Raw genomic sequence first — 14,879 nt, 5'->3', positions numbered from 1 at the left:
CGCAACAAATGTATTACGTTATAATGCAATCAATAACATTTAGAAACACTTTTAAATACCTTGTTATATTGAAATGTTTATTTAAAATTTACTTACGCTAGGGTTAATAAAGCCATCGCTAATTTTTGAATTTTAAATTTAGCAAGTTATTAGGCTTTATCTTAAAAATAACTATAATTACTTAGTTAGATAATTCGAATAGCGGGCGTATTTATATAGTGAGATAAGTGTTATTACTGGAGTCAAATGGGCTGACTACAGACTACGCATAGCAAGCGTCGCCGTAATACGGCAATTTCATATTATACACCTCTATAGATAAAATAAGACTACACTTCCAGCGTTATCATTTCGATAACGCTTTTTTTTTGTATTCATTTCGCAGTTTAAGCTCTCATCTCTTTCTGGGATAACATAAAGAAAACAATACAAGTTAACTAAAGAATGAATTGATATAGCTAAGGGGGTGAGATATGAGAAGCATCAACCTTTTCTGTGTTTTATGATGAAATGGCTTCACGAAAAAATTTATCAGAGTATGATATTGCCTCTTCGCTGTGGGGTATCGATATAACTACTTATAAAGATAATTATACAACGGCGAATTTCTCTGCCAGGATCTGGCGTGAAACGAATTGGAAGTAACAATGACTTGGTCTGATTTTAAATCTCACTATCTCATCGGTTTTTGGAAACCATTACCTGCAGTAATTGCTGCGGGGATCTTATCAACTTATTATTTTGGCTTAACGGGCACATTTTGGGCTGTGACTGGCGAGTTCACTCGCTGGGGCGGACATGTCATGCAACTTTTTGGTGCGGAGCCTGAAACTTGGGGATATTTTAAAGTTATTGGCTTTGAAGGCACGCCATTAGACCGTATTGATGGTGTTATGATTATTGGTATGTTCGCAGGGTGTTTTGCGGCAGCCCTTTGGGCCAATAACATCAAATTACGTATGCCTCAACACCGAATCCGTATTTTCCAAGCAATATTAGGCGGTATTATTGCGGGGTTTGGGGCTCGTTTAGCTATGGGGTGTAATTTAGCCGCATTCTTTACTGGGATACCTCAATTTTCATTACATGCGTGGTACTTTGCCGTTGCCACTGCTGCTGGGTCATATTTTGGCGCCAAGTTTACACTGATGCCAATGTTTCGGATCCCCGTGAAGCTCAAAAAGGTCAATACTGCATCCCCTCTAACCCAAAACCATGATGTGGCGAAAAGACGTTTTAAACTTGGTATGGTGATTTTTACTTTAGCCATTGCTTGGGGTTTTTATACGTTGCTTGATTCTCCAGTGATGGGGTTCGCGATTTTATGTGGGATAGGTTTTGGTTTATTAATTGAGCGAGCTCAGATCTGCTTTACTTCTGCGTTTCGTGATCTTTGGATCACGGGGCGTACGCATATGGCGAAAGCAATTATTATCGGCATGGCGGTTAGTGCCGTGGGGATTTTTAGCTACGTACAATTAGGTGCTACACCTAAAATCCTATGGGCAGGCCCGAATGCAGTAATTGGTGGTCTATTATTTGGCTTTGGTATCGTTCTTGCTGGTGGTTGTGAAACGGGCTGGATGTATCGTGCTGTTGAAGGCCAAGTTCATTATTGGTGGGTTGGCTTCGGTAATATTATTGGCGCAACAGTTCTTGCTTATTATTGGGATGATTTGGGCCCTTGGTTGGCCACTGATTTTGATAAAGTTAATCTATTAGAAACTTTTGGGCCAGAAGGTGGTTTATTGGTTACTTATGCATTATTAGCGGTAGCGTTTGTGCTGATGCTGTTATGGGAAAAACACTTTTTCCGTAAACGAGAGCAAAAGTCATCGAATACATCCGTGGAGGCAGTATGAACAAGAAAGACATTATCCCTGATTACCGCTTAGATATGGTTGGAGAACCTTGTCCATATCCTGCTGTAGCAACGTTAGAGGCTATGCCATCACTGAAAAGCGGTGAAATCTTAGAAGTGGTAAGTGACTGCCCCCAGTCAATTAATAATATCCCACTAGATGCGAAAAATTATGGTTATACGGTGTTGGATATTCAACAGGATGGGCCGACTATTCGTTATCTTATCCAAAAATAACAGATACCCGTCATACTTCGCGCTGTAGCGTTGTTGACCGCTCTCACCGCCCCTAGTCACATACTTTTGTATGCTCCTAGGGTTCGGTTCGCTTGTCGCCTAGCTACGGCACAAATTATTTAAGGTATATTAGTGACTTACCATTCAATTTATTAAAATATTTAAATTGCAGATGGGTTTATGAGTAAAATATCGACAGATGTTCAGTTAATCTTCTTGCCAATTTGTAATATCAAGGACTAATTCACACTCATCGTCAATATATCCCCCTGTAGGGACAAAACCGAGCTTTTTGTAAAATTCGAATGGGCTTTCCTCCCCTTCGCCACAACTGTTATAAAGGCGCGGATAGCCTTTCTTTTTTAGATAAGCAATGACTTGAAGTAATGCTTCGCGACCAAACCCTAGTTTTTGATAGGGTTCCGCAATCATAAAGCGCCACAGCATAATGCCATCATATTCTAATTCATCATCATCTAAACCAGAGTGAAGCATGATAAAGCCAACAGGGACATCATCTGCGTAAATTCCTCGGTACCACGCACAACTAGAAAATTGTGCTTCGACCATAGAATAAGCATTATCTGCCACCATATTACGTTGTGCTTCACTAAGGGTATGACTTAGTAAGCAAATTTCAGAGAAATTATCAGCAGTGATTTTTTGCAAGGTGACCAGTGAATTTTCATCCACTTCAGGTTCGATGAGCTCTTTCATAACAATTCCTTCGATAGAATATTGACCATAGCTCCAATGATGGAGGTTATTATTTATTATTTTTGTTTAACAAACTAAGTATCAAATAAATTGGTAGTGTGGATGTAATTTAATCAACCAGAGATTGAGTGAGCAGTCAATGACTTAATTGTGGCTATGTAAGCAGGGTCTAAAAAGAAATGGCAACTTAGTTAGGTAATAAGTTGCCACCGTGAGATGAAAGGGAACCTGAAGGAAAATTAGTGCTCGGCTTCGCCACCTAACACATCAATTAAACGGGCGATCAAAGCGCTAAGTTCGCCGGTCATTAACACATAGTCCGCATCAAATTTTTGGGCGAAATCTTCTTTCGCAATATCATCGTTTTGACCTTTTAATGTATCGCTAAATTTTAACCTTTTTAGTGAGCCATCATCAGATAACATAAACTGAATTCTTTCTTCCCAATCTAACGCTAACTTAGTGACTAATTTGCCCGCTTCGATATGAGTTGTAATTTCATCAGAAATTAAATCTTGTTTTTTACAACGGATAATTCCGCCTTCTTCTAGGATGGCTTTAAGTTCTGCTTCATCCATTACCGCGAAACCTTGTGGTAATGAGCCAGAACGAACCCATTCGGTTAGTGTGAGTTCTATTGGGTCTTTAAATGTAAGTGGAACTACGGGTAAAGACCCTAAGCTTTTACGTAACAAAGCAAGGTTGTCTTCTGCACGTTTTGCACTGGCGGCATCAACAATAATTAATTGATTGACGGTGTCGATCCAAATATAGGTTTTGCTAAACTTACTGAATGCACGGGGAAGCAGAGTATGCACGACTTCATCTTTTAAGGCGTCTTTTTCTGTTTTCTTTAATTTGCGGCCTTGGTCTGCTTCTAGTTTTTCAATTTTATCCTGTACTTCTTGCTTAATTACAGGAGATGGCAGTATTTTTTCTTCTTTTTTTGCACAAATGAGAATTTGATTGCCTGCTACATGGGTCAAGGCGTCTGCGCCATTCATCGGTGCTACCCAGCCTGTTTGCATCATATCTTGGCTGCCACAAGGGTGATAGGCAAGTGAGGCAAGCTGTTTTTCCAGATCATCAGCGGAGAGTGCCAAATCCCGATTCAGGCGATAGACTAATATATTCTTGAACCACATGAAAAACCTACCTTTGTTGATAAATAGCCAATTAGAGCAAGGGGCTATGATAGCGAATTGTCCGTTATTAAGCGAAAAAAATGTGTTTAGGCTTTGTCGTCCACAATTTTAATGTCTAAGCCTTGAAAATATTGATGAAGACAAGCCATGATAACCAGATAAATGAAAAAAACATTAGAGAGCATCATTATGAGAATAGGTATTGACCTTGGTGGTACAAAAATTGAAGTGATTGCACTAGATAATAACGGTGAAACGCTATTTCGTAAGCGGGTCCCTACTCCTAGGGGGGATTATGATGCGACACTTAGGGCCATTGCAAGTTTAGTGAGTGATGCGGAAACTGCGACAGGGCAGTCAGGGAGCGTTGGCGTTGGGATCCCAGGAACATTATCCCCCGTGACAGGAAGGGTTAAAAATGCCAATTCAACATGGTTAAATGGTCAATTTTTTGATGCAGATTTAGGTCAATTACTAGGACGACCCGTTAAAATTGCTAATGATGCGAATTGTTTAGCGGTATCAGAAGCGATTGATGGGGCTGGAGCTGGCGGAAAAGTTGTTTTTGCGGTGATCATTGGTACGGGGTGTGGTGCAGGGGTGGCAATCAATGGGCAAGTTCACTCTGGCGGTAATGGTGTAGCTGGGGAGTGGGGGCATAATCCTCTACCTTGGCAAGATGACCAAGATAGGCTATTTATTGCTGAAGAGCATTGTTATTGTGGGCTAAATGGCTGTACAGAGCAGTTTGTTTCAGGGACGGGGTTTATCGCTGATTATAAAAAGTTAGCTGGAGAATCTAAGACTGGAATAGAAATTATTCAGTTGGCGCAAAATGGTAACAAGCACGCCATCAAAGCATTTGAAAATTACCAGAATCGCCTCGCGAAAGCTTTGGCTCAAGCTGTTAACATGTTAGACCCTGATGTTATTGTGCTAGGTGGGGGGATGAGCAACGTGGATGCGTTGTATGTCAATTTGCCTGAAAAAATACGCCAGTGGGTATTTGGTCGGGAGTTCGATACACCAATTCGTAAAGCCGCGCATGGCGATTCTAGTGGCGTGCGCGGTGCTGCATGGCTATTTTCCGCCTAATTCCAATATGTGTTATTGGCTACACTCTGCGAATCGGGCCATATACATTAGTATATGGCCCACGTTATCCTCTTTTGTCGCCTAACGATAAAGCAAAATTTCAGCAAATAATTTAGAGGATTAATTATAATTCAGTATTTAAATAGTTTTTATATTACTTAAATTAAATTTAGGTTAATTAAAATACTATTTAAGTTGTGATACTTATTAAGTCACGTAGGTAACATGGCTAATTATTTTATTTATCAAATTTAATAATATTTTAATGCCTATTATGTATAGAAAATAGGGAGTGATTTAAATCACAGTTCTCTTTCTCTTCAAAAAATAGATTCAGCAAAATAACTTCAATTATTTTATGTGAATTTGTCACTATTAATTCATTTTTGTGACCGATATAAAAATCAGGCTTGATAAAAAGATGAAAACCGTGATTTAGTCACAAAAAATGGTTACTGTTTGCAGTGTATTATCATTAAAGATTGATGCTATGCACATAGTGTAAATTTTTAACGCTATTTTTGTTTGTTAATTGTTCAATAGCGCGGGATGAAAATACAAATTTGAGAGGCGATTTTCTCTCAGTAATGGCAACGAAGGGGATTACATGAATAAAGTATTGAAGCTTTCAACGCTTGCTATGCTAGTCGCATTTAATGCGAATGCCGCAACGGTTGATTTACGAGTGATGGAAACATCAGATGTTCACAGTAACTTGATTGATTTTGATTATTATAGAGACAAGCCAACCGAACAGTTTGGATATGTACGTACGGCAACACTGATTAATGCCGCAAAAAAAGAAGCAACAAACTCTGTATTAGTCGATAACGGAGACTTAATCCAAGGTAGTCCACTGGCTGACTATATTGTTGGCGAAGGTTTAAAAGAGGGTGAGTCGCATCCGGCACATAAACTATTAAATACGATGGGTTACACAGTAGGTAATTTTGGTAACCACGAATTCAACTTTGGATTAGATTTCCTGCATAAAGCAATTAAAGGTGCTAAATTCCCATACATCAATGCGAATATTATTGATGCAAAAACAGGTGAAAATTACTTTAACCCATACATTATTGTTGATACACCTGTTAAAGATAGGGATGGTAAAACACACACCATCAAAATTGGTTACATCGGCTTTGTACCACCACAAATTCTAATTTGGGATAAGCCAAATCTAGAAGGTAAGGTTTTAGTGAATGATATCACTGAAACTGCGAAAAAATTTGTTCCTCAAATGAAAAAAGAGGGAGCCGATTTAGTCGTTGCTATTCCTCACTCAGGCTTCTCTCAAGAGCCTTATAAAGCAATGGCTGAAAACTCAGTGTATTACCTCAGTGAAGTTCCAGGTATCGATGCCATCATGTTTGGCCATTCACACGGTGTATTCCCAAGCAAAGACTTTAGCGATATTAAAGGTGTTGACGTTACAAAAGGTACAGTCAATGGTGTACCTGCGGTAATGCCAGGTCAATGGGGCGATCATTTAGGTGTCGTTGATTTAGTCGTAAATAATGATGATGGCGGTTGGAAAGTTGTCGATGCGACAGCTCACGCGCGCCCTGTTTATGATAAGCCTAATAAGAAAGCCCTTGTTGAGCGAGATGAATCTCTCGCTAAAATTATCGATAAAGAACACCAAGATACGCGTAAATTTGTTGGTAAACACATCGGTAAAGCATCTGAAAATATGTACAGCTATTTAGCGTTGGTTCAAAGTGACCCAACTGTACAAATTGTTAACGATGCCCAAGTTGATTACACCAAAAACTTTATTCAGGGTGACCCAGACCTTGCTGATTTACCTGTTTTAGCAGCTGCTGCACCATTTAAAGCGGGTGGACGTAAAAATTCTCCAACTGAGTTTATTGAAGTTGAAAAAGGGGATTTAACCTTCCGTAATGCGGCAGATTTATATTTATATCCGAACACACTTGTTGTTGTTAAAGCAACTGGTGCAGATGTTGTGGAATGGTTAGAATGTTCTGCGGGGATGTTTAATCAAATTGACCCACAATCAACAGCACCACAAAGCTTACTAAATTGGAATGGTTTCAGAACTTATAATTTTGATACTATCAGCGGTGTAAATTACCAAATCGACCTGACGCAGCCTGCAAAATATGATGTTGATTGCCAAACGATTAATAAAGATGCTAACCGAATCAAAAATGTAACCTATCAAGGTAAACCAATTGATCCTAAAGCAACTTTCTTAGTGGCAACGAATAACTATCGTGGCTACGGCGGTAAATTTGCGGGAACAGGTGAGAATAATATTGCATTTGCTTCCCCTGATGAAAACCGTTCTATTTTAGCTGCATATATCGCTAAAGAGTCTAAAGATAAAGGGCAAATCGCTACCAAGGCGGCTAATAATTGGTCATTTACACCAATTAAAACAGACAAAAAGCTGGATGTACGTTTTGAAACTGCGCCAAGTGAAAAAGCAGCAAACTTTATCAAAGAAAATGCTCAGTACCCAATGAAACAGGTTGGTACTGATGAGATTGGCTTTGCTATTTACCAAGTTGATTTAACAGCTAAGTAATTATTCAAGTAGTTATCTGAGTTTAAGCCTACCGTTTGGTGGGCTTTTTTATATTTATAAATTGGTTAATATAGAGATAATATGCTTGAAGTGTTGCTAGATAAAATGAGTCTTACAAACTTGTTATTTTGGATAAATAATGCTCGGAATATTATGACTGTATTTAAATTAAATATTCCGAGCTATTTTAATATTAAAAATAAATTATTCATAAAAAACATTCAACATCGGTAGTTTTGTATTTTTGTCATATTCGACTTTAACATAATCAGACTCTACAGTTTTGCCTCCACGTAAAGAACCTGTTATTGATATATCTTTTCCTTTTCGATAACACTTAATATTGACTTGTTCTTTACTTTCCATATTTATAGAGCATTGAGGTTCATAGACATAGCCTGTAAATGTAATTGCACCTCCTGAATAATTATTACTAGCATAGGTGAAAGAAAAACTTGAAAGGATTATAGCAATAGCAGATGTTAGCAAAGATAAACATTTCATAGTCCACCCCCCCTTAATAACACAAGCCACTATTATTAGTGCTTTTGTGTTCTTATTTCAGTGTAGTTCAAATATCGGCAATGCAAAATAAAAAATGAGAATATATTGAATGTTTTTTTATTGAATTTTATATATGATTGATAATTATGTGTTTTTGTATTTTATTCTAATTGGGGGGTAAAAGGCAATGAAAGATGAAGGAGGAGAGTAGAATTGAAAATGTATCTTTTAGTTAAATGTTATTAATAGTTTTTCAATAATCATTGATAAATCTAGTTAGTTTGGATTAAGTTGCCATTTAATATTTTTGACACATTTAGAATTATTAGGTATCCCTGATGATGACGAAAATGTATTAACTTAAATTAGATTGAAAAATAACCTTCCCACAAAAATATGCAGTAGGAAGGTTATTTGAAAGTTTTGTATATTATTTGAAAACTTTAAAACGCACTTCGTCAGCCATAAAGTCTTTATCACCAGCCGGCGCATTAATTGAGCCAAAAACAAGTTGTGCACGTAATATCCAGTTAGCTGGCACATTCCACGTTTTTTGCACATCATTATCAATTAACGGGTTGTAGTGTTGTAATGAAGCACCAATATTTTCTTGTGATAATGCCGTCCATACTGCAAATTGTGCTATACCGCTAGCTTGTTCAGACCAAATGGGGAAATTATCTGCATATAATGGGAATTGTTCTTGTAAACCAGTCACAATATCTTGATCTTCGAAGAAAAGAACCGACCCCGCACCAGCAGCAAAACTATCAATTTTTTGTTCTGTTGCAGCAAAAGCCTGTTCAGGAACAATTTTACGTAATGCTTCTTTAGTTATGTTCCATAATTTTTTATGTTCCGCACCAAATAAAATCACAACACGTGAAGTTTGGGAGTTAAAGGATGATGGAGAATGTTTTACTGCTTCTTTAATCAATTTTGTAACATGCTCTTCAGACACCGGCAAAGCATCGCCAAGGTTATAAATAGTACGGCGATTTTTAATCATTTCGATAAATGCATTAGACATTTTGGTCTCCTAGCTTTTCATTAGCGCACGGCATTATTATGGAATAAATTTAAGAAGCCGTAGTTTGTTTCAATGGTTATTACTATAACGGGCTAGAGATAAAATCATAGAAAAAAAATTTAACGATAAGGTTCAAAATTTTGATTTAAGTTTTAAATATTATTATTTTCAATAATATCAATTGATTAGGTGTTGTTTTTTGTTGGTCGTAGGAATATTATGGAATATAAATAGGAAAAATAAATTAAATTGAAAGAAAAAAATTGAGAGAGTAGAAAGACCATCAATAATATATAAGTTCAAAAGAAAAACCCAATGGGGTGGCGTAAGACCCCACTAGGTAAAGTGATAAATAATTAAGCTCAATCTAGCTAGTTAAGGCCTTTGGTCATTTAAAATTTTGAGCCACCAAAGTTATCATTGATATATTTTTTGACTCATTCAGTGTGGTACAGTTTTGTTGGTTTAGCAAATTTAAGGTCAGCTTATTGCTCGTTGTTACAACCAATAAGCTGATACTATGGTTAATTGTTTTGTCATGCTCTCTCTGTATGGCTTAGCCTAGGATTTCAACAAATTAAGTGTGTACTCACTATCATAAAGGCAGTCAATTTACCCGGTACTGTGCAGGGAGTTCGCTAAAGCCAAGCCCATTGGCCTTTTTTACTGCAATTTGAACGGGAATGCGTTCTTTCATTGCTTCAATATGGCTAATTACACCGATGGTTTTACCAGATGCGTTTAAACTTTCTAATGCATCAAGAGCAATATCTAAGGTTTCAGCATCTAAAGTGCCAAAGCCTTCATCTAAAAAGAGTGATTCTAATTGTGTGCGGTTACTCACCATGTCCGATAACGCTAGTGCTAACGCTAAACTGACTAAGAAACTTTCCCCTCCAGATAAGGTTTTAATATCCCTCACGGTATCAGCTTGCCAGCCATCGATGACTTGCAACTCAAGGTTAGACTGATGATTCCGCTGTAATAAATAGCGGCCATGTAGTTTATCAAGTTGTTGATTAGCAAGAGACACTAAACAGTCTAAAGTCAATCCTTGTGCATAACGACGGAATTTATCCCCTTCGGCGGAACCAATCAGCCCACTTAAGTAGCTCCAATCATCATAGCTTAATTGGCTTTTTTCTATTTCCTGTAGCAAACCTTGCTGCTGCTGGCGTAGTTGCTTGTCCATCCCTAACTGGTTAATAATTTGGCCTTGTTCTTGGTTTAACTGTTTAATTTCTTCATCAAGAGCAATAATAGTGGTGTGTATTTGCTCTTCAGGGATATCAGAAAAACCCGTAATCACTTGTTGCTTTAGCGCTTCTATCGCGAGTTGGCATTCTTTATGGCGTGTTTGATTTTGTAAAAGGTTTTGATTGACGCGTTGCTTTAATTCTTCTAACAGTTGTTTTTCCTCTGAGGTTAATAAAGCATCGAGGAATTTTTGTTGTCTGCTAAATGGGCTGTTCTCCAGCGCTTGTGTGAATTGCGACTCAGCCTGATCCCGCGCTGTGGTGGTCTTACGGGTTATTTCAATTAATTCTTGGTAACTTCCATTCATTACAGAAATTGCATTATCAATCTCATTGAGTTGCTTATGCAGTGCTTCCTGTGCTTGGGAAAGCATTTCCTGTTTTGTATTCAATCGCTGAATATATTGACTCACAGGGAGCCCTGAAAGGTGTGTTTTTCGCAAAGTAGATTTCTGTTCTAAATCGATTTCAATGCGTTTTAATTGATGTTTATCGTTATCGAGCTGTTGGTTAAGCTTGTTTAGCTGGTTGGACTCTGATTGTAATGTCGCATTACTAACATCAATTTGTTGGCTGAGTGTTTGTGCCAACATTTTTTGAGTATTAAAAAACTCACCCCGTTGAGTGACTTCAGTTAGCCATGTATCAAATGTTTCGCTTTCCGGTAAGTTGAGGTCAAAAGGGGCTAATGCTAATTGTAGTTGACCTATTTGTTCGCGTTCGCGCTGTTGTATCTGGCATTGTTCTTTTTGGGTTTCATCAAATAACTGTGTTTGGTATTTCAGGCGTTCCTCGATTAATAATTGGTCAGCCTGTAATTGGTTAAAACTGGCTTGTAGTTCATGTTGCTGGTGTTTTGCTTGTTGGTATTCGTGTTCCAACGTCGCAAAATCGGCAACGATTTTTTGTTGGGAGGCCAGTTGGCAAGTCAACTCATCAATTAATTTGGTTACGGATTGTTCGTTCTGAGCAAGTTTTGGTGTAAGTGCTTGCTCACATGTTTTTTGCCAATGGTGAGTAAGTTCTTCTAATTGCGTTTTAACTTTCTGCTGTTGTTGTATGTTTTCGCTTTGGCGTTGGTTTTGTGTTGCTAATAATGATACCAGCCCAGCATGATGTTGTTTGAGGTTATCCATTTTTTCGGTTAACTCGTTCAACTGACTTTGTGTTTCGCTCAGATGAATAGATTTATATTTATCGACTGCTGGGTGTTCAGTTGCTCCACATAATGGGCAAGGTTCACCGGCGATAAGGTGTTGGCGTTCATTTTCTAAACTGACAATTTTCCGCTCTAGCTGCAACTTTTCATTTGTTAGTTTAATGAGTGGGGTTAACTCATTAATTTTTACCTTGGTTATATCTAGCTCTTTTTCAGATTGAGCGAGAGCTTGTGCTATTTCAGCTTGCTGTAGGTGGTGTTGCTGGAACTGTGCCTGAGTTGCGAGGTATTGGGATAACATTAATGGCAGCAACTTAGCGTGTTGTAGGCGGTTCTGTATTTGCTCAATGCGTTGAGTGTTAACCTTAATGTCTTGTTCTTGTTTGCTATTTTTGTAGCGTTCTTCTAATTGACGAAATACCGCCGTGTGTTGTTCTAGTTCGGCACGTTTTTGGGTTAGTTGTTGTGAGTGCTGTTGGTTGTTTTTTTGTAATTGCTGAGTTTCATGTGCGAGCGTTTGTTGTTTTTGAGTTAAATTAGCCCGTTTGTCGGCTAATTCAAAGACAAACTGGCTCTGTTGTTTCCAACTACCTATTTGCGTATGAATGTCGGCATCTTTATGTTTTTCTTCTAAAAATATATGCAACTGCGCTAATTCTTGGGTTGCGCTTTGAATATGATTTTGCGCTTCAATGACTTGTTGTTGCTTCAGCGTAAAAGAAGCTTGCTGCTCTGTTATTTGTTTAGTAAATTCAACCTGTTGCTGCTTTAATTGCGCAATTTGATTGTCAAGTGGGCGAACAATTTCCTCAATGAGTTGGTGCTGTTGTTTCGTGAAATTAATATGTTGTTGATAATCATTTTGGGCTTGTATTAATTTTTGTTGAACAGGGGTTCGTTCACCTTGTTTTATCGTTAAGGCATTATGCAGGCGAGTTTGTTTCTCCATTTGTTCAGTGAGTAGTTGCTGTTGGCGCTCGATATCTTGCCATAAGGGGCGAAGAAGCTCTGCTGGGCTATTGTCAGCTAATTTTTTCAATTGGGGTTGTGCATTCTCTAGCGCCAACTCAGCATTTTTTAATTCGCTGTCTAATGATTGCATTCGTTGAGTGAGCTGATGGAATTGCTTCCACCAATTAATGGCTTGCTGGTGGTGGTCACGCTTTTGTTTGAGTTGCGTTTCTTGTTGTAATAGCCCTGTTTGTTTTTCTAGCAGTGATTGATGTTCAGATACGCTAAGTAAATTAATAGCTTGAGCTTTAGCTTTCAGTAGGTCTAAATCAATTTTGGCTTGCTTATGTTGATTAAAAATATATATCGAGATTTGGCTATAGATTTCAGTGCCAGTAATTTCTTCGAGTAAGTCGGCTCGTTCTTTTTCAGATGCGTTTAAAAAGGCGGCAAAATCCCCTTGGGAGAGCAATATAGATTTAGTAAAGCGTTCATAATCTAGGCCTGTAATTTGGGCGATTAAATCTTTTATTTCAGTTATTTTTACTGTCAGTATTTGGTTGTCAGCAACGGTAGCGAGTTCTGCTTTTGGTTGTTGTAGATTCCCATCGGGTTTGCCTCCTGCCCGCCGTTGGCTCCAAAAGGCACGATAAGCTTTGCCTTTTACCTCAAACTCGACCTCTGTTAGGCACTCTCCAGTATGACGGGTCATTAGCTCATTTTGTGAGTTAGAAATGGTCTTTAAGCGAGGAGTTCGGTGGTATAAAGCTAAGCAAATTGCATCAAGTAGGGTGGTTTTACCTGCACCTGTTGCGCCGGTGATCGCAAATAACCCATTGCTAGCGAAAGGCTCTTGGGTAAAGTCGATTTTCCATTCACCTTTGAGGGAGTTAATATTTTTTAGGCGTAAACTTAAAATTTTCATATTGCTCCTTGCTACTCTTGGCGTAATGCGTCGTAAGATTGTTTAAATAGTTGGATAAGACGCTGCTCACGTTCAGGGTCGTCTAATTCCCCTTCAGCCAGACGACGTAAGAAAACGTCCTCGACACTGAGTTCACTCAGAGTTTCATTAGCTAAAGTGGTTGATTGCCCTTGTCGTAGTTTACGAGCGCGACGTAGCAAAACAATTTCAACGGGTAGGTTGTGTGTTAGAGATTCAATACGTTGTTGAATATCAGCAAGGTAATCTTGGGAAGCGACCTCGATATCTAGCCAAACGGGCTTATCGCCTTGGTAATTTCCCCATGCTTCGAGTTGTTTTTCTATGTCTTTTAATGACCCTTTAATGCTTTGCAGTGGTTGAATAATAGGGATTTCTAGTTGTGTGATTTGAGTGAGTTTAGCGCCATTGAATTCGACCAAACAAATACTTTTTTGCTGGGATGTCTCATCAAAACTTAGTGCGATGGGGGAACCACAGTAACGAATATGTTGGTTCCCGCCAATAACCTGAGGGCGATGAATATGCCCAAGAGCGATATAATCTGCGGGGGGAAATGCCCCTGATGGGAAAGCATCTAAAGTACCGATATAAATATCACGAACAGAATCCGTTAAAGCGGCACCGACAACGGTTAGGTGCCCTGTTGCGATAATAGGAAGATCTAACCCCATTGTTGTACGCTGTTCAAGGGCTAGTTGATAACTGACTTGGTAATGGTTATGGATCGCTGTTTGCAATGATTGTTGTTTTTCTTCAATACTTTGCCCCGCAATACTTAGTTGAATATCGCGTGGTCGCAGAAATGGAATTGCACACACTAAAGCGGCTGGCTGTGACTGTTTATCGTACAAGGTAATAACATTGGGTTCACTACTTGAAGTTATAACGTGAGTATTAAGATAGCTAAGCAATGCGCTAGACTCATTGAGCACAGAGACGGAATCGTGGTTGCCACTTAATATCACTAATTGGCACCCTGTTTTTTGCAAATTAACAATAAACTTATTGTATAACTCACGTGCATAGCTTGGTGGTGAGCCTGTATCAAAAATATCGCCAGCAACAATGATGGCATCAACTTGGTATAATTCGACTTGTTCAACGAGCCAATTTAAGAAGTGTTGGTGCTCAGGCGCACGGCTTTTGGTAAAAAAGTACTGACCAAGGTGCCAGTCAGAAGTATGAATAATGCGCATGAGTAATCAGTTCCTATCATCATTAAGAGCTATGAATATTCTACAAATCAGTATACCTGATCCCGCTAATTCATAGGGGAAAGTCAATTAATTTCTCATCTATTGCGGAAATATTTCACTTAGATGACATTTAACCGCTAAAATATAGAGGAATGTGTACTATATAGATTGATATTCATAATTCTGTCATAAAAGTGACGCATAATGCGTTCACATTAAAAATGT

General features: G+C 38.5%; 10 protein-coding genes. 4 read left to right on the top strand and 6 right to left on the bottom strand.

Annotated elements, in window-relative coordinates:
* Positions 1-647: 647 nt before the first annotated feature.
* On the top strand, positions 648-1,862 hold the full coding sequence (yedE, locus tag ACIPUA_RS11635; RefSeq protein ID WP_042846967.1) for a selenium metabolism membrane protein YedE/FdhT: 1,215 nt from the start codon (positions 648-650) through the stop codon (positions 1,860-1,862).
* Positions 1,859-2,098 (top strand): sulfurtransferase-like selenium metabolism protein YedF, encoded by a 240-nt coding sequence (yedF, locus tag ACIPUA_RS11630; RefSeq protein WP_042846966.1) that lies wholly within the window; start codon positions 1,859-1,861, stop codon positions 2,096-2,098. Before yedE ends, yedF begins: the two co-directional genes overlap by 4 nt.
* Positions 2,099-2,305: 207 nt before the next feature.
* Here yedF and ACIPUA_RS11625 read toward each other — a convergent pair whose 3' ends face one another.
* Both ACIPUA_RS11625 and rdgC read right to left on the bottom strand, forming a co-directional pair.
* Positions 2,306-2,815, bottom strand: coding sequence for a GNAT family N-acetyltransferase (locus ACIPUA_RS11625; RefSeq protein ID WP_042846965.1), 510 nt, complete (start codon positions 2,813-2,815; stop codon positions 2,306-2,308).
* A gap of 239 nt (positions 2,816-3,054) precedes the next feature.
* Positions 3,055-3,960 (bottom strand): recombination-associated protein RdgC, encoded by a 906-nt coding sequence (gene rdgC, locus ACIPUA_RS11620; RefSeq protein ID WP_071547702.1) that lies wholly within the window; start codon positions 3,958-3,960, stop codon positions 3,055-3,057.
* A gap of 189 nt (positions 3,961-4,149) precedes the next feature.
* Here rdgC and mak point away from each other — a divergent pair, with 189 nt between their 5' ends.
* Together mak and ACIPUA_RS11610 are read left to right on the top strand one after the other, a co-directional pair.
* Positions 4,150-5,055 carry a fructokinase gene (gene mak / locus ACIPUA_RS11615; RefSeq protein ID WP_042847028.1) on the top strand — a complete coding sequence of 302 codons (906 nt, stop codon included), beginning with the start codon at positions 4,150-4,152 and terminating at the stop codon, positions 5,053-5,055.
* Between the two features lie 607 nt (positions 5,056-5,662).
* Positions 5,663-7,612 (top strand): bifunctional 2',3'-cyclic-nucleotide 2'-phosphodiesterase/3'-nucleotidase, encoded by a 1,950-nt coding sequence (locus ACIPUA_RS11610; protein WP_042846963.1) that lies wholly within the window; start codon positions 5,663-5,665, stop codon positions 7,610-7,612.
* 204 nt (positions 7,613-7,816) lie between these two features.
* On the opposite strand, the gene ACIPUA_RS11605 is transcribed toward ACIPUA_RS11610, so the two are convergent.
* The 4 genes from ACIPUA_RS11605 to sbcD form a co-directional block, all read right to left on the bottom strand.
* Positions 7,817-8,116 (bottom strand): hypothetical protein, encoded by a 300-nt coding sequence (locus tag ACIPUA_RS11605; protein ID WP_048608407.1) that lies wholly within the window; start codon positions 8,114-8,116, stop codon positions 7,817-7,819.
* Positions 8,117-8,546: 430 nt separating this feature from the next.
* Positions 8,547-9,146, bottom strand: a complete 600-nt coding sequence (locus ACIPUA_RS11600; RefSeq protein ID WP_042846961.1) for a nitroreductase family protein — start codon at positions 9,144-9,146, stop codon at positions 8,547-8,549.
* 607 nt (positions 9,147-9,753) lie between these two features.
* Positions 9,754-13,437: an AAA family ATPase gene (locus tag ACIPUA_RS11595; protein ID WP_449059695.1), complete on the bottom strand. Its 3,684-nt coding sequence runs from the start codon at positions 13,435-13,437 to the stop codon at positions 9,754-9,756.
* Positions 13,438-13,448: 11 nt separating this feature from the next.
* The gene (gene sbcD / locus ACIPUA_RS11590) at positions 13,449-14,654 is read right to left on the bottom strand and encodes an exonuclease subunit SbcD (protein ID WP_042846959.1); all 1,206 of its coding nucleotides are present in this window, start codon (positions 14,652-14,654) and stop codon (positions 13,449-13,451) included.
* Positions 14,655-14,879 lie beyond the last annotated feature (225 nt).

The organism is Providencia sp. AGC89 (genome assembly GCF_053543535.1).
The sequence above is the reverse complement of the archived record's forward strand: the minus strand, read 5'-3'. Positions and strand labels throughout refer to the sequence as shown.